The organism is Acinetobacter sp. S-1 (assembly GCF_059579785.1).
Window position 1 is genome coordinate 1,971,661 of sequence record NZ_CM184207.1, and the last position, 20,488, is coordinate 1,992,148.

The 20,488-nt window shown below is 35.8% G+C and carries 23 protein-coding genes and 1 pseudogene; 6 read left to right on the top strand and 18 right to left on the bottom strand.

Annotated elements, in window-relative coordinates:
• Positions 1-199 precede the first annotated feature (199 nt).
• From aroC to AC52J8_RS09435, 7 genes are all read right to left on the bottom strand, one after another.
• Positions 200-1,291, bottom strand: a complete 1,092-nt coding sequence (gene aroC, locus AC52J8_RS09405; protein ID WP_086398995.1) for a chorismate synthase — start codon at positions 1,289-1,291, stop codon at positions 200-202.
• A gap of 12 nt (positions 1,292-1,303) precedes the next feature.
• Positions 1,304-2,311, bottom strand: a complete 1,008-nt coding sequence (prmB, locus tag AC52J8_RS09410) for a 50S ribosomal protein L3 N(5)-glutamine methyltransferase (RefSeq protein ID WP_064784124.1) — start codon at positions 2,309-2,311, stop codon at positions 1,304-1,306.
• A gap of 236 nt (positions 2,312-2,547) precedes the next feature.
• Positions 2,548-3,753, bottom strand: coding sequence for a tryptophan synthase subunit beta (gene trpB / locus AC52J8_RS09415; protein ID WP_086398994.1), 1,206 nt, complete (start codon positions 3,751-3,753; stop codon positions 2,548-2,550).
• A gap of 36 nt (positions 3,754-3,789) precedes the next feature.
• The gene (locus AC52J8_RS09420; RefSeq protein ID WP_086398993.1) at positions 3,790-4,977 is read right to left on the bottom strand and encodes a vWA domain-containing protein; all 1,188 of its coding nucleotides are present in this window, start codon (positions 4,975-4,977) and stop codon (positions 3,790-3,792) included.
• Positions 4,978-4,992: 15 nt separating this feature from the next.
• Positions 4,993-5,844, bottom strand: coding sequence for an AAA family ATPase (locus AC52J8_RS09425; RefSeq protein ID WP_086398992.1), 852 nt, complete (start codon positions 5,842-5,844; stop codon positions 4,993-4,995).
• Between the two features lie 29 nt (positions 5,845-5,873).
• Positions 5,874-6,260 carry a hypothetical protein gene (locus AC52J8_RS09430; protein WP_002113949.1) on the bottom strand — a complete coding sequence of 129 codons (387 nt, stop codon included), beginning with the start codon at positions 6,258-6,260 and terminating at the stop codon, positions 5,874-5,876.
• Positions 6,253-6,513, bottom strand: a complete 261-nt coding sequence (locus AC52J8_RS09435) for a YcgL domain-containing protein (protein WP_002113722.1) — start codon at positions 6,511-6,513, stop codon at positions 6,253-6,255. The genes AC52J8_RS09430 and AC52J8_RS09435 overlap by 8 nt, the downstream gene beginning before the upstream one ends.
• A 516-nt stretch (positions 6,514-7,029) precedes the next feature.
• On the opposite strand from AC52J8_RS09435, the gene AC52J8_RS09440 reads away from it, so the two are divergent.
• The gene (locus AC52J8_RS09440; RefSeq protein WP_002113596.1) at positions 7,030-7,194 is read left to right on the top strand and encodes a hypothetical protein; all 165 of its coding nucleotides are present in this window, start codon (positions 7,030-7,032) and stop codon (positions 7,192-7,194) included.
• A gap of 72 nt (positions 7,195-7,266) precedes the next feature.
• On the opposite strand, the gene AC52J8_RS09445 is transcribed toward AC52J8_RS09440, so the two are convergent.
• The 3 genes from AC52J8_RS09445 to AC52J8_RS09455 all read right to left on the bottom strand — a co-directional run bounded on the left by AC52J8_RS09445 (position 7,267) and on the right by AC52J8_RS09455 (position 8,996).
• Positions 7,267-7,602 carry a hypothetical protein gene (locus tag AC52J8_RS09445; RefSeq protein ID WP_032062316.1) on the bottom strand — a complete coding sequence of 112 codons (336 nt, stop codon included), beginning with the start codon at positions 7,600-7,602 and terminating at the stop codon, positions 7,267-7,269.
• Between the two features lie 178 nt (positions 7,603-7,780).
• Positions 7,781-8,047, bottom strand: coding sequence for a hypothetical protein (locus AC52J8_RS09450; RefSeq protein ID WP_086398991.1), 267 nt, complete (start codon positions 8,045-8,047; stop codon positions 7,781-7,783).
• Between the two features lie 97 nt (positions 8,048-8,144).
• Entirely contained in the window at positions 8,145-8,996 is an 852-nt protein-coding gene (locus tag AC52J8_RS09455) for a LysR family transcriptional regulator (RefSeq protein ID WP_057086217.1), read from the bottom strand.
• Positions 8,997-9,114: 118 nt separating this feature from the next.
• On the opposite strand from AC52J8_RS09455, the gene AC52J8_RS09460 reads away from it, so the two are divergent.
• Positions 9,115-9,789, top strand: a complete 675-nt coding sequence (locus tag AC52J8_RS09460; RefSeq protein WP_086398989.1) for an FMN-dependent NADH-azoreductase — start codon at positions 9,115-9,117, stop codon at positions 9,787-9,789.
• Positions 9,790-10,229: 440 nt separating this feature from the next.
• Here the strand turns inward: AC52J8_RS09460 and AC52J8_RS09465 are convergent, their stop codons facing one another.
• From AC52J8_RS09465 to AC52J8_RS09485, 5 genes are all read right to left on the bottom strand, one after another.
• Positions 10,230-11,354, bottom strand: coding sequence for a ribonuclease D (locus tag AC52J8_RS09465; RefSeq protein ID WP_086398988.1), 1,125 nt, complete (start codon positions 11,352-11,354; stop codon positions 10,230-10,232).
• 332 nt (positions 11,355-11,686) lie between these two features.
• The gene (gene recR / locus AC52J8_RS09470) at positions 11,687-12,283 is read right to left on the bottom strand and encodes a recombination mediator RecR (RefSeq protein WP_086398987.1); all 597 of its coding nucleotides are present in this window, start codon (positions 12,281-12,283) and stop codon (positions 11,687-11,689) included.
• Between the two features lie 9 nt (positions 12,284-12,292).
• Positions 12,293-12,622, bottom strand: a complete 330-nt coding sequence (locus tag AC52J8_RS09475) for a YbaB/EbfC family nucleoid-associated protein (RefSeq protein WP_002113538.1) — start codon at positions 12,620-12,622, stop codon at positions 12,293-12,295.
• Positions 12,623-12,886: 264 nt separating this feature from the next.
• Entirely contained in the window at positions 12,887-13,123 is a 237-nt protein-coding gene (locus tag AC52J8_RS09480; protein WP_086398986.1) for a hypothetical protein, read from the bottom strand.
• Between the two features lie 169 nt (positions 13,124-13,292).
• The gene (locus tag AC52J8_RS09485) at positions 13,293-14,480 is read right to left on the bottom strand and encodes an O-succinylhomoserine sulfhydrylase (protein ID WP_197738918.1); all 1,188 of its coding nucleotides are present in this window, start codon (positions 14,478-14,480) and stop codon (positions 13,293-13,295) included.
• A gap of 136 nt (positions 14,481-14,616) precedes the next feature.
• Here AC52J8_RS09485 and AC52J8_RS09490 point away from each other — a divergent pair, with 136 nt between their 5' ends.
• On the top strand, positions 14,617-15,702 hold the full coding sequence (locus AC52J8_RS09490; protein WP_086398984.1) for an alpha/beta fold hydrolase: 1,086 nt from the start codon (positions 14,617-14,619) through the stop codon (positions 15,700-15,702).
• Between the two features lie 113 nt (positions 15,703-15,815).
• Here the strand turns inward: AC52J8_RS09490 and AC52J8_RS09495 are convergent.
• A pseudogene (locus AC52J8_RS09495) lies at positions 15,816-16,280 on the bottom strand (hypothetical protein).
• An 855-nt stretch (positions 16,281-17,135) separates the two neighbouring features.
• Here AC52J8_RS09495 and AC52J8_RS09500 point away from each other — a divergent pair.
• The 3 genes from AC52J8_RS09500 (at position 17,136) to AC52J8_RS09510 (ending at position 19,198) form a co-directional block, all read left to right on the top strand.
• Positions 17,136-17,405 (top strand): YARHG domain-containing protein, encoded by a 270-nt coding sequence (locus tag AC52J8_RS09500; protein WP_002122146.1) that lies wholly within the window; start codon positions 17,136-17,138, stop codon positions 17,403-17,405.
• A 17-nt stretch (positions 17,406-17,422) separates the two neighbouring features.
• Positions 17,423-17,836, top strand: coding sequence for an HIT family protein (locus AC52J8_RS09505; RefSeq protein ID WP_005069390.1), 414 nt, complete (start codon positions 17,423-17,425; stop codon positions 17,834-17,836).
• A 255-nt stretch (positions 17,837-18,091) separates the two neighbouring features.
• On the top strand, positions 18,092-19,198 hold the full coding sequence (locus AC52J8_RS09510; protein ID WP_068611319.1) for a porin: 1,107 nt from the start codon (positions 18,092-18,094) through the stop codon (positions 19,196-19,198).
• Between the two features lie 110 nt (positions 19,199-19,308).
• Here the strand turns inward: AC52J8_RS09510 and AC52J8_RS09515 are convergent, their stop codons facing one another.
• Positions 19,309-19,899 carry a YidB family protein gene (locus AC52J8_RS09515; RefSeq protein ID WP_086398983.1) on the bottom strand — a complete coding sequence of 197 codons (591 nt, stop codon included), beginning with the start codon at positions 19,897-19,899 and terminating at the stop codon, positions 19,309-19,311.
• 99 nt (positions 19,900-19,998) lie between these two features.
• Positions 19,999-20,460: a DUF6231 family protein gene (locus tag AC52J8_RS09520; RefSeq protein ID WP_086398982.1), complete on the bottom strand. Its 462-nt coding sequence runs from the start codon at positions 20,458-20,460 to the stop codon at positions 19,999-20,001.
• Positions 20,461-20,488: the final 28 nt, after the last annotated feature.

Below are 20,488 nucleotides of genomic sequence, written 5' to 3' on the forward strand. Positions count from 1 at the left end.
TATAAAATTAATAAGACTTTAATTTCTTACTTAAGCAGATAAATATATTCAGAAATAAATCGCGGGTATTATATTTATATAGAGATTATAAGACAAGGAAATAATTTAAAATTTAATAGAGCCGAATATGATAAAAAAATTAAAGCCCCCAAGTTTAAGTTAAATATGGGGGCTTAATTTACTATAGTCAAAATTATGACTATGGTTCAATTGGTGCAAACGGTGGAACAACATCTGCATTTTGTGCACGATGGCGTAGGAAGTGATCCATTAGGACAATAGCCAACATTGCTTCTGCAATTGGAGTTGCTCGTACACCTACACATGGGTCATGACGACCTTTAGTTAACACATCAGTATCTTCACGGCTTAAATTAATCGTTTTACCTGGTGTTGTAATACTTGCAGTAGGTTTTAATGCAATGGCAACTCGAATCGTCTGACCACTCGAAATACCGCCTAAAATACCACCTGCATGGTTCGCTAAGAAGCCATTACTCGTCAACTCATCACGTGTTTCATGACCAAACTGCCCAGCAACTGCGAAACCATCCCCGATTTCAACACCTTTAACCGCATTAATGCTCATCATGGCATGAGCAATGTCAGCATCTAGGCGGTCAAAAACAGGTTCACCCCAGCCTACAGGAACTTTTTCAGCTAAAATTTCTAACTTAGCCCCGCAGCTTGTACCTTGTTCACGCAAAGACGTAACCAATGCTTCAAAACGAGCAACAGCATCTACATCGCCACAGAAAAACGGATTATTTGAAACTTCATTCCAATCTAGATTTTCAGCAACTTCATTACCAATTTGTGTGACATGACCGCGAATCAATACACCAAATTTTTCTGCTAAATATTTTTTAGCAATAGCACCCGCTGCAACACGCATAGCAGTTTCACGTGCACTCGAACGACCGCCACCACGGTAATCACGGAAACCATACTTTTGTGTATAGGTGTAGTCCGCATGACCCGGTCTAAAAGTCTGAGCAATATTGCCGTAATCTTTCGATTTTTGGTCAGTATTACGAATGAGTAAACCAATTGGCGTACCAGTAGTTTTACCCTCAAACACACCAGAAATAATTTCAACTTGATCAGGCTCTTTGCGCTGGGTCGCAAATTTTGATGTACCCGGCTTGCGTCGGTCCAGATCTTTTTGTAGATCTTCTTCGGTTAACTCAAGACCAGGTGGCACACCATCAACAATTGCCATTAAGCCAACGCCATGAGACTCGCCACATGTCGTTACACGAAAGAGTTGTCCAATACTGTTCCCTGCCATATGTACAACTCCTTATGCTTGTTGCTGTTCAAATAATTTTCTATAACGACGACATTGTTCTGCGGTTAAAGCAAAAATGCCAGAACCACCTTTTTGGAAAGTAAGCCAGTTGAAATCAATCGTATTGAAGTTTTGGCGCATAGCCCATTCAGAGTTACCCACTTCAATGACAATTAAACCATCTTCAGTTAAATAATCTGCCGCTTGAGCAAGCATTTTACGCACTAGGTCTAAACCGTCTTGGCCTGCTGCCAATGCAAGCTCAGGTTCGTGTAAAAACTCTTCCGGTAAGTCAGCCATGTCTTCAGCATCAACATATGGAGGGTTACTTACAATTAAATCATACTGGTTTTCAGCTGGAATCTTGGCAAATAAATCAGATTCAAGTAACGCAACTTGATATTGCTTATTGTGGTGTTCAACATTAATCGATGCTACTTCTAAAGCTTCTTTAGAGATGTCCGTTGCATCCACTTCCGCATCTGGGTATGCATAAGCCAAAGCAACAGCAATACAACCAGAACCTGTGCACATATCTAAAATACGCTGTGGAATTTTAGGTTTTGCATTTTCTGGCAGGTTGTTAAGTGCTTCACGCATTTGACCATTTTCATCTAAGCAATATGGTGCAAAGCGCTGTTCAATTAATTCAGCAATTGGTGAACGCGGAATAAGTACGCGCTCATCCACATAAAATGGCTTATTAAAGAAGTAAGCTAAATTTAATAAATAAGAAGTCGGAATACGGTCATTAATACGACGTTCTAACAAACTTAAGAATTCTGCTTTTTCACTTGGCAAAAGCTTAGCATCTAAAATCTCTGAGTCTGCTGACCATTCAAGAGATAAGGTTTGTAAAACTAATGCAGAACTTTCTGCAAAATAATCTTCAGTACCTTGTCCTAAATGTGCATCATGTTGACGTAATGCTGATACCCCAAAGCGAATAAAATCTCGAATTGTAGATAAATTTTCAGCAGCTTCCTGTAAATGTTCAGGGCTAATCGTCGGTCGCTCCACTTAGGCGTCTCCAAAGGCAAATTTTGCAAAGTGACTATTCTACTGAGTGAGACAAAGCAACGCAACGCTTTGCCTTGTGAAGCAGTGTTTTACACACCTATCTCTAACAATCACAGCTTAAAATCAGAATACTTTGTTTTAATTAAGAAATAATGAACTTTTAACCAGGTATAGATTTCGCCTATGAAATAAAAAAGCGGTCTTTGAAGTTTGACCGCTTTGTATGTTTAGTGGGTTTAAATTTTAAGTTTTTCTGCCACATAATCCGAATCTTTATCTCCACGACCAGAAAGATTAACCACAATCATGGTTTCTTTCGACAGCTTTGGCGCTTCTCGTATTGCCCATGCGACAGCGTGTGAGCTTTCAAGCGCAGGAACAATTCCTTCTACACGAGATAAGGTCATAAAAGCATCCAAACATTCTTGGTCAGTTGCAGTGTTATATTCCACACGACCTAAATCTTTTAAGAAACTATGCTGTGGCCCAACACCCGGATAGTCCAATCCTGAAGCAATAGAATGTACTGGCAATGGTTCACCAGCTTCATTTTCAAGCACGTAACACGCCATACCATGAATTTGGCTTGGCTTACCTAAAGTTAAGGTTGCCGAATGCATGTGAGTTTCTAAACCATGTCCTGCTGGTTCAACCCCAACCAACTTCACATCCGAATCATTTAAAAATGCTGTAAACGCACCGATTGCATTTGAACCGCCACCAACACATGCGACAACATAATCCGGATTTTTCCCAAAACGATGATGGGTCTGCTCTTTAATTTCATTGCCAATAATCGATTGAAAATCTCGAACCATTTTTGGAAATGGATGTGGTCCAACCACAGAACCAATTGCATAAATAAAGTTTTTAGGGTCTTTTAAATATTCTTCAAACGCGCTATCTACAGCATCTTTTAAGGTTGCTGTACCACGTGTTACTGAAACTAAATGAGCACCCAAAATTTTCATTTTGACCACATTAGGGTGTTCTTTTTCAATATCGACTTGTCCCATGTGAATTTCACATGGAATACCAACTAAAGCACAAGCCGTTGCTAAAGCAACGCCATGCTGTCCCGCACCAGTCTCGGCAATAACTTTCTTTTTGCCCATATATTTGGCAAGTAGAGCCTCACCTAAACAGTGATTAATTTTATGGGCACCCGTATGATTTAAGTCTTCACGTTTTAAATAAATTTGTGCACCGCCTAACTGCTCAGAAAGACGTTTTGCGTAAAATAAAGGACTTGGACGACCTACATAATTTGAAAAGAGGTCTGATAATTCATTTTGAAATTCTGGTGTATGGCGAATTTCTTCATAAGCAACATTAATTTCATCCATTGCTTCTTTTAAATGTGGAGGAATAAATTGGCCTCCATATTCACCAAAAAATCCCTGTTCATTTGGCAAAGCAATACCATTAATTTGATGTTGCATATCATCCCTCTTTTTAAATTATTAAAGTTATCAAGTTTATCGAGAAAGGTAACGCGTCAAATCCTCAACGCCTTTTAGAGTCATTGGATACATATGGTTCTCAAAAATCTCTTTAATCCAACCAATGGTTTGAGTGTAATGCCAATACCCTTCAGTTTCGGGGTTTAACCATGCTGTTTTATCAAAATGTTGACGTAGGCGACGTAACCAAACTTCACCTGTTTCATCATTCATATATTCAACCGAGCCACCTACCGATTTCAGCTCATACGGTGCCATACTGGCATCACCTACGACAATTACACGATAGTCGCGTCCGTAAGTATGGAACAGATCCCATGTATTCATGCGGGTTGCTGTTCTTCGGTAGTTATCTTTCCAAACATAGTCATATAGACAGTTATGAAAATAAAAGTATTCAAGCGTTTTGAATTCGGTTTTAGCTGCGCTGAAAAGCTTTTCACATTGGGCAATGTGTGCATCCATCGAACCACCCACATCAAACAACATGAGTACTTTGATTCGATTGCGACGCTCTGGCACCATCTGAACATCCAAGATACCTTGTTTGGCTGTTTCTCGAATAGTTCCATCAACGTCTAACTCTTCAGCTGCGCCTTGGCGAGCAAATTTGCGTAAACGTCGTAACGCAATTTGCATCTGACGAGTTCCAAGAACTTGGTCGTCATCTAGATTTTGGTATTTCCGTTGTTCCCAGACTTTAACCGCCGAACGTTTACGCCCCGGCCCACCAATTCTGACTCCTTCTGGATGGTCACCAAAAGCTCCAAAAGGTGAAGTTCCACCTGTGCCAACCATACGGTTACCACCTTGGTGTTTCTTATGCTGTTCGCGTAAACGCTCTTCTAGCATCTTCATCAGTTCTTCTAAAGAACCTGCTTTTTGAAGTTCAGCTCTTTGCTCTGGGGTTAAATGCTTTTCGAGAAGTTCTAAATCGAACCAGTCTTTTGGTAATTTATGAACTTGCTTAAGCAACTCATCGATATCAAAAGTTTCAATACCATCAAAGTAATCTTTCATGGCACGATCAAACTTATCAAAAAATCGCTCATCTTTAACTAAAATAGTTTTAGCAAGCTGATAGAACTCTTCTTGGTCAGCAAAAACCAAACCTTCACTCACCGCACGGTTTAGATCAATGAGTTCACGAGTGGTAACTGGAACACCATATTTACGTAAGGTGTAAAATAACCGCACAAACATGGGTTACTTCCTCCCTTAACGTCGAGACATGAAAGCCAAGCGTTCGAGAAGTTGTACATCTTGCTCGTTTTTGATGAGAGCACCATATAAAGGTGGAATAGCTTTAGAGGTATCTCGATTACGTAATACATCTTCAGGCATATCATCTGCCATGAGCAAGCTTAACCAATCAATTAACTCAGAGGTTGATGGTGGTTTCTTCAAATTAGGAATTTCACGTAGTTTAAAGAAAACCTGTAAAGCTTCGTTTACTAGTGTTGCAGAGATATTTGGGAAATGAACCGCAATGATTTCTCGCATTGTGGCTTCATCTGGAAACTCAATATAGTGGAAGAAGCAACGACGCAAGAATGCATCTGGTAATTCTTTTTCATTATTTGAAGTAATAATTACAATTGGGCGTTGCGTTGCCGTAATTGTTTCATTCGTTTCATAAACATAAAAAGACATTTTATCGAGTTCATGCAACAAGTCATTTGGAAACTCGATATCGGCCTTATCAATTTCATCAATTAATAATACGCAACGCTCTTCACTGGTGAAAGCTTCCCACAATTTACCGGGTTTAATATAGTTCTTAATATCGTAAACTCGGTCATCACCTAACTGGCTATCTCTTAAACGAGAAACTGCATCATATTCATACAACCCTTGCTGTGCTTTAGTTGTAGATTTGATATGCCAAGTAATCAGTTTTAAACCTAAACTTTGTGCTACTTGTTCAGCAAGTAAAGTTTTACCCGTGCCCGGTTCACCCTTAATCAGTAAAGGCTTTTGCAAAGCACGAGCTGCTTTTATAGCAAGCTTAAGACTATCAGTCGCGATATATTGATCTGTACCGGTAAAATGTTGGGTATCAGCAGACATGTAAAGACCTTATTTTTCTATTTCAATGGTTAGATGGAACGCATGCTTTTGTTTGTTGAATATTTTGACCAACAATATCCAATTACCAAACCTAGACCAACTACAAACAGAATTAAAGATAAATTTGACCAAATCAACGGACTATCTTTAGTTAAAACACCAAAAAGGAGTCCAAAAATAGCAGGTGCTACAGATGCATTCGGTCCTTCAGACACTGTTGGTGTAACTAAAATAGCAAATACAATCAGCCAGCTAATTGCACCAAAGGTGGTAGGAAGACGGCGCATTAATCGCCACCAACACCACAAAGCAATAATAGCGCCTATTCCATAAGCTGTTAAAGCAATAACACCTTCAGGAATAACATCCAAAAAAGAGAATAATTGATTCATTATTCCAGTTTGATCTTCACGCACCACGTAAGCCCTCTGGTTCAACTGCATTCGGGTTAATTAACCCTTCTGGCGGCATCTGAATAAAGAAACCTTTTGTTTGTAATGAGTCTAAAACATGTAAAACATTAACACGCGCCAATTTACGTGTTGGAGCCAACTCTAAATGCATGACAAACGTTGCACGACCAAACGCTTGTAAAACAGCTTCAGGAACATTTTCAAACGGATCAGCTTGTTCCGTATTGTCAGGATAGTTTGGACGAGCAATATACATGTACATTTCATCTTTTTTGCTCGATCTATAAATATCACAGTGCATTTCAAATCAACTCTTGAACTAAGGACAGCATACATGAAAAAAAACGACTCACACACGCAGGTTTGTTTACGCATCAGTCGTTTTTTTAATTCTTGAGAAATATTAACCTACAACAATGATTAAGGTCGATAATAACTTTGTTCCTGTTAAAAACAAGGTTCCATATAAAATTAATAAACATTTGATTTTAAATAATTAAATATAATTTTCAACTTTAATAAAATAAAACAATTTTTAGGAAAAAAGAAAAAATGTTCGTTACTGAGTACTTTTTGTGATCTATCTTTAATAATTTCACGATTTAATTCTATGAAATTTATCATATTACAATCAGGTATTACCTTTTTAAATTCACATTTGAGTAAAATTTCTAAGCACTCAATATACATTGGGAGACATTACTTAACTGGTTTAAATTTTCAACATGTTTAAATATTAAGTATCTTGTTCATAGATATGGAGGATGAAATTATGCCTCGTGGTGATAAAACTGCTTATACAGCCAAGCAAAAACGTCAGGCCAAACATATTGTTGAGAGTGAAGTAGATAGAGGCCATTCTCAAGAAGAAGCCGAACGAATTGCATGGTCTACCGTCAATAAGCAAGATGGTGGCGGTAAGAAAAAGTCCCATTAATATATAAAAATAAATACTTCTTTAGCCCAAACTAAAGAAGTATTTTTTATTTAAGGACGTGTTAATTTTTTTCTAGAAGACGCGAGAGCTTTTTATATAGTCATCGCTTACTTGATTTAAGGCAGTCAAAATAGCGCTATCATCTTGACTTAATAAAGCCTCATTAAGACTTTCCATATAAGCGATGAGTTGAGTTTTAGAGGTATGGGCAAATTCTGTCGTTACAGCTTCATCTTCATATAAGATTACATAACTACGTGCGAAACCGTAGATTAGGTAAACTGCTGCTTTTTCTTTTGTATCTTGAGATTCTTTAAGTGACTGCTCACATGCATTTTTTAAGTCTTTAAATGCATCTGTACCAGTAGATTGATTTTTGAAAGATAAAAGTATTGTTTGGAAGTTCATATCCATATTCCACTCAAAAAGTAAAGCTACAGAACAAGATAGAACCTGTCAAATAAAATCCTGATTAATATAAATTTAATTGTAAATAAATTTATATTTAACTTCATTTAAATCATGGAAAAACATACAGTAAAAAACCACTCTTTTTTAAGAGTGGTTTAGTTAAAACAATCATTCATTAGAAGCTTATTTCAATTGTAATCGTGGTACCAGAGTGCTCAATATCAGTTGAGACATTAAAACCTCTACTTCTAAGTTCCTCTTCAACCAATGTAAGATGATCAGGACTTATAACATCAACAGGAAACCAGAAAGTTGTTTTTCGTTTCCCCTCCTTAGATTCAGACTCAGTACCAGTTAAAATTTTTTCCAATATGACGTCTTGATTTATTTTAAAGTTTTTAGCATTTTGACGAGCTTGTTCAGCATTAAAGTTGTTAAGCATATTTATCTCTCTAATTATTAATTTATCTAATTTTATATCATAAAAACGCTATATAAGTTTTAGTGTTGTGTAGTTAAAACCAATCAGAGATATAGGTTTATTGATTGAATAAACTTTCTACCCATTCGATAAATTTTCTGGCATTTCTATTTTTAAGATCCTCCTTATTTGGAATGTAGTAACACAGCTTTGATTGAACAGCTTTAGTTTTAAACTCCCGTAAAAGATTCGCCTTAACTAACCTTTGGGAAAGTGTAGTAGAACAAAATACTAATCCATTGGCAGATAAAGCCTCATGTATCCCAAAAATTTCCTGATCAAATTTCTTAATTATCACCTTCTTTGGGTTCCATTCATTTTCCTCAAGCCAAGCCTCTAGTGGTGGGCTTGGTAATGCCTTATTTTTCCATTCTGTCGTAAATAAAGTTATTGGTTCACTAGAACATTTAAGCAGATCAAGTTTGGATGAACCAAATACATTAAAAGACTCATATTTAACAATATCTTGAGACGGGACAAAAGATACGTCACCATAACGAATAGGTAATGTATATAAGTGATTATCTAAAGTTTCACCTGTAGAAAACTCAACAGAGATATCGGGGTACAATTGATAAAATTCATTTATTGAAGGAATTAGCAGCATTGCAGCTAGTGAAGAAGTACTAGCGACTCTTACTATGTTTCCATTTACTGTTATTTCATCTAGTGCATCTTCAATTTTACGAAATCCTTCAGAAATTGCTCCAGCAAGTCTTTGCCCTGTCGTTGTAAGGGTTATTTTCCTTACCTGTCGATGAAACAAATCAACATTTAATCTGCTTTCTAGATTCGCAACATGATGTGAAATTGCAGTCGGTGTAAGCGAGAGTTCTTCAGCAGCCAATTTAAAACTACCCAATCGAGCGGCTGATTCAAATGCTTTAAGTGCTTGCAAAGAAACTTGCATGTCTCCTCCCCATTTACAATTATAGATGAACTAAAATCATCTATAATTGTAATTTTCTCGTTTGTCTACTTATGTTTTAAAACTCAAAATAAATTAAATCCTAACCTTTCTGGAATTAATGATGAGTAAAATATTACATATAGATGCTAGCGTCAGAGCTGCGGTTAACGCTAACCCAAATCATAATTCGATTTCAAAAAATATTGCTAATCGGTTGATCAACTCATGGAAACAACAACTGCCTATAGATGAATATATTTATCGTGATGTAGGAATGAATCCACCACCCTTTATTAATCAAGACTGGATTGATGCTGTGTTCACACCTGATAATAAAAGAACTGAAGCTCAGCGCAATGTTTTATCTATATCAGATCAATTAATAGCTGAAGTCTCGAACTCAGATATTCTTGTAATTTCTTCGCCTATGTACAATTACGGTATGCCTGCTCAACTGAAAGCATGGTTTGATCAAATTATTCGGATCAATAAAACCTTTGATTTTGACCTTGCTCGGGGAGACTTTCCCTTACAGCCTATTTTATCTAGAAAAATTTTAATTATTATCACTTCCAGCGGTGAATTTGGGTTTGAGAAAGATGGAATTCGACATGATATGAGCCATCTTGTGCCACATATTCGTACTTTGAGTAAATATTTAGGCGTAGAAAAAATTTACGAGATTACTTCTGAATATCAAGAGTTTGGAGATCAAAGGCATATAAAATCATTAGAAAATGCTTTTCAAAAAGCTGAAGAAGTTGTGTCCGAACTTGCTCATTCATTTGCGTAAAATCTAGAGCAATAAATACTTAAATTTAAAATAAGTTAAATCAGTAAAAATAAAAAAGCCTACCCTATTGGGTAGGCTTTTCATTTCTGCACCGAAACAAACTTATAGTTATATATTATATAAGTTGAAATTGTTTTTCTTAAATCCAAGAATATACAGACCTGTATGTTTAATCAATTGAATTTTTCTCACGATATAAGTTAATTTAATTCATTATTGAATTTTCAAATTATATTTACTTTATTACATTATTCTATGAATTTTATCAGACTAAATAATTATTTAGATAATCTACAAAAAATATTATTTTTATATACTTAAATATTAAAATTAACTCCTTTTTTAAATAAAAACTAATTAAAAACTTAACACAACGATTATTCTTTATTTAAAAGGCTCATCACATGATGAGCCTCTAAATTTCTAATTATCTATTCATTTTAAATAGATAAACTTTGTTTTTCTTCTTGAAACAACTGGATTAATGGTTGAGTTAATAACTCATAACGCCATCCTAACAGATAGTCAGGTAAATCCTGTTCATCCCCTTGAGATAGAACATGTTGATGAATGGCATTTAACCATTTTTTTCTCAGCAACACTTCTTTAGAAATAGAAGTCTCATTTATTGCATGAGCAAGCACCATATCCATTTTATTTAAAGTCTCTTTAGACGTAACCTTAAATGGTTTTGCAATCTTTGATGGCCATTTGCTTTCGACTGGTAAATCTTTAAGAAGTTCTAAAATCGTTTTGCCGTACTCGCGAACTACGTTTGGACGAATATCTTTCACTTGCGACAGTTGAAAGCTATTGCGTGGGTTCTTTTCAACCATATCAATCATAGTTGAGTTTCTAAGAATAAAACTACGCGGCTGATTCGTTGCTTTTACAATGTATTCACGCCACTCACTTAAATTTTGTAATTGCATTAACTGACGACGTGAATGACGATAATTTCCCACATCTGTATATAGTAATTCATTAGGGGTTTCACTAATGATTTCTTTAGTTAGACTACTACAGTCCTCAAGAACATAATTATAAAGCCCTTTCTGCTTAAGCTGCTCTTGAATATGATGAGCTAACTTCATTAGATACAAAACATCATTAGCAGCATAACAAAGTTGTTGAGGCGATAAAGGTCTAGCTAACCAATCAGATCTGGTTTGATCTTTTTCAATATCAATATCAAGACAAAGTTTTAAAGCACTTTGGTAACTCACTTGCAGGCCATGACCTAAAAAAGAAAGACCCACTTGAGTATCAAACACATTAAGCAAATCTTCTTGATCAGCATAATGATAGATTAAATCAATATCTTCTCCACATGCATGAAAAATGTTTTGCTGTGCGAGGAAGATCTTTTTCCAAAACTGGCTTAGATCTAATGAAACACCATCCAACAGATAGACATCACCATTTACATTGACTTGGCATACTCCAAGTTTAGGCCAGAGTGTGTCAACCTTAATAAATTCTGTATCAAGTCCATATATTGAACATTGATCCATTTTTTGAAGAACATCAACCAATTCGGTTTGCTGTTGGATAAACTGAAACATGCTTTCTCAAGTATTGCAAAGAGTGCTTTAAACTCTGGTATATATAACATAGAAGCAGAAAAATGCCACTTAAACCTTTATGAATACTCTATTTTTGAACAATTTTTCGAAAATAGATAATTTTTTGATCTTTTATTTGTACTTTTTAAATTTATCTCCAAATGTTCTTTATTTAAAATTTATAAGATCTTTTTCATGCTTATATTCATATCTTGTTTAAACTATCTTTAATAATAAAAGACAAAATAATATTTATGTTTAATAACTGAATTCAATTAATAAATTTAATCAAATTAATAGCGCATTCAGTAATGGAATAAGCATCGAAATGCTTATTTCATTCTCATGCGGTTATGCACTGCCTGACTTAAAGTATGGCTATCTACGTATTCGAGTTCACCACCCTGAGGGACACCTTGAGCAATACGCGTCATTTGTATTGGTAAATGTTTAGTCGCCTCTACCAAATAATGGGCTGTCGCTTGTCCTTCTACAGTCGCATTAGTTGCCAGAATGACTTCTTCAATAGTACCTTGGCTTAAACGCTGAATTAGGTAAGGAATACCAATTTCTTCTGGACCAATACCATCTAATGGAGAAAGATGACCACCTAAAACATGGTATTTTCCACGGAAGCTACCGCTTTGCTCAATCGCCATCACATCAGCTGGTGATTCAACCACACACAATAACTGATCATCTCGGTCAGTTGAGGCGCAAATATCACAAACTTCATTTTCAGTTAGAGAATGGCAGACATTACATTCATGTATATAACTTGAAGCCTCATGTAAAGCATGAGCTAATGCAAATGCCCCTTCTCGATTTTTCATCAAAAGATGTAAAGCCATACGTTGAGCCGACTTCGGACCAACGCTTGGCAATATACGTAAAGCTTGAACGAGTTGTTCAAATCTATCGCTGAACACTGAATTTCCTTAGAACATGCCGGCTAAGCCAGGTGGTAAACCCATACCAGAATTTGCTTTTTGCATTTTTTCTTCAGAAATCACTTCTGCTTGACGTACAGCATCATTTACTGCAGCAGCAATTAAGTCTTCAATCATGTCTGGTTCATCTTGAAGTAATTCTGGATTAATTTCGATACGTTTTACGATATAACGGCCAGTCATTGTGACTTTAACCAAACCACCGCCCGCTTCAGCGTGTACTTCAGTTTGAGCAAGCTCTTCTTTAGCCTTTTTTATATTTGATTCCATATCTTTTTGCATGCGCTGCGCTTGCTGCATAAGCATATTGATATTCATAAACCTAACTCCGTATCTCTATCAAATATTTCAAGTATTATTGATAGTCACATAACACTGCAAAACTTAAACTCTTTCTACTCCCCATATAGATCATCAAGATCATTGAGACTAGTACGTTTAAATCAAAATTAATCCGTAATTCTGACACAATAAATCAATGTTTTCTATTGGTATCTATGAAACTATTTTCTATGGTCAATCGACTAAAAGCGTTTATATAGAAAACTTTTGATGAGTAGAAAAAAGTAAAATTTAGAAAAGTTACTGGGCAGCCTGTAGACTTTTATTGTTTGGTTTATATTCACTTAAAGGAACATTCTTGAAAGAAGTATTGGCTTTTTCTATTGAAAGATCAGCGTTTTGAACGGATTTGTTTGCATCATTAATTAATAATACAGTTTCACTCATCTGTGTTGGTTCATCTTTTTGAGCAAATACTCTATATCCAACTAGACCAATTGCCCCTATCGCAACTAAAATAATTATTGGTTTAAGCATGACTAAATACTCTCTTTGTTATTTTTATTAAATTTAGAGCTTTTATACGTTGAAATTTTAGACTGTTTTATAACAAAACGTAGACTTTTTATTGCTATTGTTGCTTATTAGTAACACAAAAAAGCCACATTAAAATGTATGTGGCTTTTCCATAACAAACATAACTTAATTAGATTAAATCTAACCCACGTGAGATATCACCAATAATGTCATTAATATCTTCTAGACCCACAGAAACACGAATTAGACCTTCTTGAATACCAGCAGCTTCTTTTGCTTCAACAGAAAGTTTGCCATGAGTTGTGGTTGCTGGGTGGGTAATCGTCGATTTCACATCACCTAGATTACCTGTAATCGAGATAAACTTAGTATTATCAATAACCTTCCAAGCACCTTCACGCTCGCCTTTAACAACGAAGGATACAATACCGCCAAAGCCATTTTGCTGTTTAGCAGCAAGTTCATGACCTTCATGAGCTGGTAAACCAGCGTAGTAAACCTTCTCTACCTTTTCATGACTAGATAACCATTCTGCAAGAATTTGAGCACTCTCACAGTGTGCTTTCATACGTAAACGTAAAGTTTCTAGACCTTTTAAGAAAACCCATGCATTAAATGGGCTCATTGATGGTCCAAGCGTACGAACAACACCGAAAACTTCTTCTAACAACTGATGATTACCAACAACAGCACCGCCTAATGCTCGGCCTTGGCCATCTAAGTATTTAGTCGCAGAGTAAATCACAAGATCCGCACCAAATTTGAGTGGTTGCTGCAAAACAGGTGTACAGAAACTGTTATCAACCGCAAGTAATGCACCATTCGCATGGGCGATATCTGCTAGCGCTTGTATATCTGCAATCTCAGCTAGAGGGTTAGACGGTGACTCAACAAAGAAAAGTTTGGTTTCAGGACGTACAGCATTTTTCCATTCGTCTAAATCACATAAATCAACAAATGTAATGTCTACACCGAACTTGGCAATATATTTTTCAAATAAGGCAACAACTGAACCAAAAACTGCTCTTGAGCAAATAACATGATCACCCGCTTTTAGATATGCCATAGCAACTGACAAAATTGCGCCCATTCCAGAGCTCGTCGCTACAGCTCGTTCAGCACCATCTAAAGCTGCTAAACGTTTTTCGAACATCGATACAGTCGGATTAGTAAAACGAGAATAGATATTTCCTTGAACCTGACCAGAAAATTTTGCTGCAGCTTCAGCCGCATTTTCATATACAAATGATGAAGTCAAAAAAATCGGTTCGCCATGTTCGCCTTCAAAACTACGAGTATGTCCGGTACGAATGGCTAAAGTATCAAGTTGGTATTCTAAATCATCAGACTGGTTCATTAAATGTTCGCCTTTACTGGTCATGTACTAAAAAACTATCATCATTTTGAGTGTCTAGGGTATTTAAGGTCAAGGTAAACCTTAAAATTATCGCTTAGACTTTATTCAACTTTAGTAAATAGTTGGTAAAAGCAAGATGAAACGCTTAAAGTCCCTTGTCTCTGAACAAAGTCAAATCAAGCACCTCTCTACCCGACTATTTCACCCACAGACATTAGTATTGTCACAAAGCACTCCGTTCGAAGTGATTGGTGAATTCAATCAAACCCGTATTCGTTATTACGCCGCTAACCAAAAACAATTTAAAGAACCTTTGGTATTTGTTGCTCCACTCGCTATTAATATGGCGATATATGATTTATACCCTTATCGTTCTCTTATTAAATACTTCCAAAATGCTGGTTTTGATGTCTATTTGGTAGATTGGGGCCGTTTAAAGTTTAAGGACAGACATCTTAACTTTTTATCATTTATTGAAGATTTCATTCCTAAAGCCATACAACTTGTCAGAACACACTCTGGAAGTGAACAAATCTCGCTTCACGGATGGAGTATGGCAGGTATATTCGTCACTTTATATACAGCGCATAATCATCCAAATTATGTTAAAAACCTTATAGTACTTGGTAGTCCAATAGACAGCTATGCTTCTGGCTATATTGGGAAACTCTATCGAACCATAAACAACGCGATTAGTCGCAATAAAAAAATTCAAGAACGTATTTATTCCGGATTACCAAAACGTCTGATTCATAGCCCAGGAATTTTAAATTCTTTAGGTTTCAAAATTCTCGACCCTAAAGGCTGGTTCGATGGTCATATTCAACTACTAAAAAATCTTAATGATCTTCAGTTCGTAGAAGAACATGCCACTCTAAGTAGCTTTTTAAATAATATGATTGATTACCCGGGTGGAATTAATCAGGACATGTTGTTCAATGTTTGGTTGCAAAATCCATTGAAGCGCGGCTTTATTGAGTTAAAAGATAAAAAAATTGAATTAAAAAATATCGACTGCTCTCTCTTAGTGGGCGCGGGTCGTAGTGATCAACTGGTTACCGCTGATGCAGCTCAACCATTAAGCCAGTTAACCAGTAGCCAAGATGTTACGTTTACTCTCATCCCTGGCGGACATTTGGGCCTCATGTCGAGTCAGGCAAGTGCATTGGAGTTCTGGCCACAACTAGCAAAATGGCTCACCGAACGATCAACGCAAATTTAAGAATAAGGTCATGATTCAATCTATTGCTTTTATTCGCTTGGGTGGAATAAACCCTCGTATAACAGTGCATTTACCAATAATATTATTGTTTTAATAGAAAATTATTATTTTCACTATGAAGGCACTTTATTAACTTTTTTATAATCGGATGATTTAAAGTAATTTACAATCATCTGTGCACTTTTTTCAGAAGAGGCCTTGGCCTGCTCCAGTTTTGTTACATAAGGATTAGTCACTATACAGCTCGGAAGTAAACTATTTGTAAGCGGTGGAAACTTTTCTCTTCCACCTAGAGTAATTTTTTCGATAAAACTCGCTAACTACATAATGTACTCACTTTTATTCTTATAAATTGGCATTAAGCTGATATCGAGTTTAACTGTACATTCCTTTGCAGGCTTATTTAAACATTCTTCAAAATCAATAAAGTTATATTTTAGTTTATATGAAGTGTCTTTTATCTCTAGTCGAATAATACTAACTAAGCTATTCAAATGCTCGATCATATCCTCTGAGAAAAGCTTTTGCTCTTCAAATTTTTTATAAACTCTTTCAGCAATTAGTAAAAATTGTGGCATCACCTGTTCCTTTAATATTTAGTCTTAACGAATGACTAGATCCTTTAAGGAAGTATGATGAATATACTATTACTATATGTAAGGGTCTGATGCTATAAAGTAACTACCAGAGCAATTGTGAAAGTGATACATCTATTTGATCACAGAAATACAATATCGTGTATGATCATTATCATTATAAACCGTCTATTTTTCATGATTTGAAATAACTTTAATAAAAAAAGCCTATTTCATTTGGAGAAATAGGCTATAAAAACAAAAAACTATCAAACGCAGCAATTATGGGCCATATAATAAGACTTTAAATATGTAAAATCAATACATCTTTCAGGTGAATTTTAATCTTAAATAAAAGTCGAAAATAATTTTATCTCTGTTTCAATAAGAGAAGCCCATTTCCGTCTAAAATAAATGGGCCTAGTGAATTCCACCTAATCCTAAAATACAAAATGTGATAATTATCACGCTTTGTTCTTTGATCATGGCATTAATATCTTTCTTTTCCATTGACCAAAATTCAAACTAAAACTGTCTTTTCAGCAAAAGATGAGTCATGAATATGGCTTTTCTAGGAACTTTTTGATTTTTTATTTAATAGAAGCAAGCTCCCTATTTCCTTCATTATGAGCAATTACAAGGTATTAGATAGTAGTTAAATTATGGAAAGATATATAAAAATTTAGTTAAGTTTTTGTTTTTATTGTTTATTTTTAAAACCCTGATATATAAAGATTTTATTCATTTTTTGCCCAAAATTCAAACCAAAATGACACTTGAGTAATTAATAGTCATTGAAATATTGGTAAGAAACCTTATATTGAGTACAGGTTCATACCTTTAACTGAGGAAAAGCTCATGAATAAATTTATGGTTGCAGTCTTTACTGGCATGGTGAGCATTGCTAGTTTAGGCGTACAAGCTGCAACACCTGAGCAAGAATGTCAAAAATTGCAAGATGATTACAATTTGATTTATGCGTCAAAAGGCTTTTGTTTTAAAGATCCTGATGCTAAAGAAAAATATGGTAATGAAAACTGTCATACGACAAAACCAAAGTTTTCTGACAAAGAGCAACAACGTCTTGACGCTATTAAAGAACGTCAAAAAGAATTGAAATGTAAATAATTTTAAAGGAATAATACATGGCATATGATGATCAAAATATCTTCGCAAAAATTTTACGTGGAGAACTTCCAGCGATAAAAGTCTATGAAGATGATCAAGTTCTAGCTTTTATGGATATTATGCCTCAAGCCGATGGTCATACATTAGTTATTCCAAAAACACCTGCTGTAACACTGCTGGACTTACCTGCTGAAGCAGCAGCCTATACTATACAAATTGTTCAAAAGATTGCTAAGGCAATGGAAAAAGCACTCAATTTGGAAGGTATTGTATTGATGCAACTTTCTGGAGCAGCAGCAGGACAAACTGTTCCACATGTTCATTTTCACCTAATTCCAACAAATGTGCATCATCTTGGACGCCATGCTGTTGAGTTAGGGGATCAAGAAAAAATTAAAGAATTAGCTGAAAAAATTAAAGCAGCTCTTTGATTTTTAGATGGTTAAAGCGGAGTTTAGGCTCCGCTTTTTTTCGTCTAAAAACTATAAAAAATGAAAAAAACTAATTTATTTCTAAATTTTAAACGTCATAAAACTGTCATTTATTCTTCACTTCTCTGTCACAAAATTTGCCGATACTGCTTAGCAAGTTGGTGAGCTTTTGTAACTTTTTGTACATAAGTCAACTACAAAATAAATAGTTAGCTAGGCATACGCCATTTTTAAATACCTTTTGGAGAAATCTCAATGAAGAAATTGCTACTCGCTGCCGCAGTTGCAACTTTGAGCGTAAACGCGGTGCAAGCAGCGCCAACTTTGTATGGCAAACTAAATGTTTCTATTAACCAAGTTGATAATAAAAATTTCGATGGTAAAAGTGACGTTACCGAAGTTAACTCAAACTCTTCTCGTATTGGGGTAAAAGGCGAAGAGAAATTAACTGACAAGTTATCTGCTGTTTATTTAGCTGAATGGGCAATTTCTACTGATGGTTCAGGTTCTGATACTGACCTTAGTGCTCGTAACCGTTTTATCGGTTTAAAAACTGAAGGTGTTGGTACATTAAAAGTAGGTAAGTATGATTCTTATTTTAAAACAGCTGCTGGTGGTAACCAAGACATCTTTAATGACGATACACGTTTAGATATTACTAATATCATGTATGGTGAAAACCGTTTAGACAACGTGATCGGTTTTGAATTAGACCCTAAATTATTAGCTGGTTTAACATTCAATATCATGGCTCAAACTGGTGAAAGCACCTCTGATAGCAAACAAGGTGAAACTGGTAAAGACAGCAAAAATGATAGCTTTGACTCTGTATCGACTTCGCTTGGTTACGAAAACAAAGATATCGGTTTAGCAATTGCTGCTGCTGGTGACTTTGGTATTAAAGGTAAATATGCAGCTTACGGTCTAAAAGATGTCTATACAGATGCTTACCGTGTAACTGGTTCTTATGACATTGCTAAATCTGGTTTTGTAGTAGGTGCTTTATGGCAACACGCTGAACCTACTGATGACTTGACTGCATATGGTCAATCATATAAATCAGATGGTTCAATCGATAAAGCTGGTAAAGCTTACCGTGGTTTAGAAGAAGAAGCATATGCAGTAACAGCTGCTTATAAAATTCCTAACACTAAACTTAAAGTGAAAGCAGAATATGCTTCAGCTGAAACACAAGTAAGTGGTCAATCAGATCGTAAAATCGACTTGTACGGTTTAGGTCTTGATTACCAAATCAATAAACAAGCTCGCTTCTACGGTATCGTTGCTCAACAAAAACGCGACTGGATTAAAGAAGACGACAAACAAACTGTTGTAGGTACTGGTATCGAATATAACTTCTAATCGGTTATGTTTGATTCAGATCTAAAATAAAAGGGCTTATGCCCTTTTATTTTTTGTCCTGAGTAAAAAAAGCCGATATAAAACTTATCGGCTTTTTTAAGATTTATATCTTATTTTAAAAAACCACTTACAAGATTCATGACATTTTGAATATCTTGGTTTGCTTCTTGATGATTAGTACTGTCACCTTGAGGTGTTAAAGAGTCAATGACCTGAGGTAAGACAGAAGCGATTGCACCATAAACTTGTTCTTTTGGCGCTTGAGCTTGCTCGGCAACTTGTTCAATGTCAGACGGATTAAATAGGCTCTGTAACTGTTGGGTCGGAACTTCGCTATTACTTTGATTTGGATCAACCCAACTTTGAACCTGACTTCCTAAACCCGCACCTTTCAACTTTTCTAATGCAGCTTGTAAACCACCTTGTTGCTGTACCCAACCTAAAATTAAAGGCACAACTGCAATTAATAAACTTTGTACGCCGCCACCTGTTTGAGGTGTACTGTTATTGCCAGTCACTTGCCCTAATACAGAACCTAATACTCCTCCAAGGCCACCTTGAGCGCCCGAAGAAGGATTGCCCCCCATTTGCCCGAGCACTGAACCTAAAATTCCACCTAAACCACCTTGACCTGACGCTTGCTGATTCCCACCTAAAGCCTGTTTAGCCAAAACTTCTACAATGTTGCTTAAATTAGTCATGTGTAACTCTTATGTATGGTTTATACATGAGCATACGCGGATTCTTGTTAAGACAGCAAAAACCAAATTGTTAAATTTTGAAAGAGATTTAAGGCCCTTTTACCAGCGGAATTTATTCCAGTTTTCCGGATTCGCCCAGAACTTTGAATTAAACCAGTCTGGAACATGTTTATAAGTCAATATATTAAATTGCCATAAAGCAAAATCACTCTCATGTGAAGTTTTATCAATAAGTTGAGTAAAACCTAAAGAACGTAATAACTGCTCATCACTGCGTTTACTTACCACTACAATTCGTTTCGCTAATAAATCTCTTAGCTTTACTAATAATTGTGATTTTTGTACATCGCTGATGTTTTGCATTTCATCAGTATCAAACAATACAAAACCCAAGTCATAACGCTGAGTAAAAGGCAGACTTAAAAGCTCAGTTACGGTAAAATAGTGCCATTGAATTGCGTTATTCTGGTCAATTTTCTGGCCAATACAAAGTGCAGTATGAATGGGCTGTTCGTTTGATAAATCGTCTAGCATAGAAGTGATGACATTTTGTTCAGCCATAACTGCAACCCTTAATTGAAAGATGTGA

Bases quoted from the DNA above. Each gene is read 5' to 3' on its own strand.
- AC52J8_RS09425 (WP_086398992.1), bottom strand. From the start codon at position 5,844: ATGTCTGCTGATACCCAACATTTTACCGGTACAGATCAATATATCGCG.
- AC52J8_RS09500 (WP_002122146.1), top strand. From the start codon at position 17,136: ATGAATAAATTTATGGTTGCAGTCTTTACTGGCATGGTGAGCATTGCT.
- AC52J8_RS09475 (WP_002113538.1), bottom strand. From the start codon at position 12,622: ATGAATATCAATATGCTTATGCAGCAAGCGCAGCGCATGCAAAAAGAT.
- AC52J8_RS09455 (WP_057086217.1), bottom strand. From the start codon at position 8,996: ATGCAAGTTTCTTTGCAAGCACTTAAAGCATTTGAATCAGCCGCTCGA.
- AC52J8_RS09485 (WP_197738918.1), bottom strand. From the start codon at position 14,480: ATGAACCAGTCTGATGATTTAGAATACCAACTTGATACTTTAGCCATT.
- AC52J8_RS09490 (WP_086398984.1), top strand. From the start codon at position 14,617: ATGAAACGCTTAAAGTCCCTTGTCTCTGAACAAAGTCAAATCAAGCAC.
- AC52J8_RS09460 (WP_086398989.1), top strand. From the start codon at position 9,115: ATGATGAGTAAAATATTACATATAGATGCTAGCGTCAGAGCTGCGGTT.
- AC52J8_RS09440 (WP_002113596.1), top strand. From the start codon at position 7,030: ATGCCTCGTGGTGATAAAACTGCTTATACAGCCAAGCAAAAACGTCAG.
- AC52J8_RS09520 (WP_086398982.1), bottom strand. From the start codon at position 20,460: ATGGCTGAACAAAATGTCATCACTTCTATGCTAGACGATTTATCAAAC.
- AC52J8_RS09445 (WP_032062316.1), bottom strand. From the start codon at position 7,602: ATGAACTTCCAAACAATACTTTTATCTTTCAAAAATCAATCTACTGGT.
- AC52J8_RS09420 (WP_086398993.1), bottom strand. From the start codon at position 4,977: ATGTTTGTGCGGTTATTTTACACCTTACGTAAATATGGTGTTCCAGTT.
- trpB (WP_086398994.1), bottom strand. From the start codon at position 3,753: ATGCAACATCAAATTAATGGTATTGCTTTGCCAAATGAACAGGGATTT.
- AC52J8_RS09515 (WP_086398983.1), bottom strand. From the start codon at position 19,899: ATGACTAATTTAAGCAACATTGTAGAAGTTTTGGCTAAACAGGCTTTA.
- AC52J8_RS09505 (WP_005069390.1), top strand. From the start codon at position 17,423: ATGGCATATGATGATCAAAATATCTTCGCAAAAATTTTACGTGGAGAA.
- AC52J8_RS09480 (WP_086398986.1), bottom strand. From the start codon at position 13,123: ATGCTTAAACCAATAATTATTTTAGTTGCGATAGGGGCAATTGGTCTA.
- aroC (WP_086398995.1), bottom strand. From the start codon at position 1,291: ATGGCAGGGAACAGTATTGGACAACTCTTTCGTGTAACGACATGTGGC.
- AC52J8_RS09465 (WP_086398988.1), bottom strand. From the start codon at position 11,354: ATGTTTCAGTTTATCCAACAGCAAACCGAATTGGTTGATGTTCTTCAA.
- AC52J8_RS09510 (WP_068611319.1), top strand. From the start codon at position 18,092: ATGAAGAAATTGCTACTCGCTGCCGCAGTTGCAACTTTGAGCGTAAAC.
- AC52J8_RS09450 (WP_086398991.1), bottom strand. From the start codon at position 8,047: ATGCTTAACAACTTTAATGCTGAACAAGCTCGTCAAAATGCTAAAAAC.
- AC52J8_RS09435 (WP_002113722.1), bottom strand. From the start codon at position 6,513: ATGTATATTGCTCGTCCAAACTATCCTGACAATACGGAACAAGCTGAT.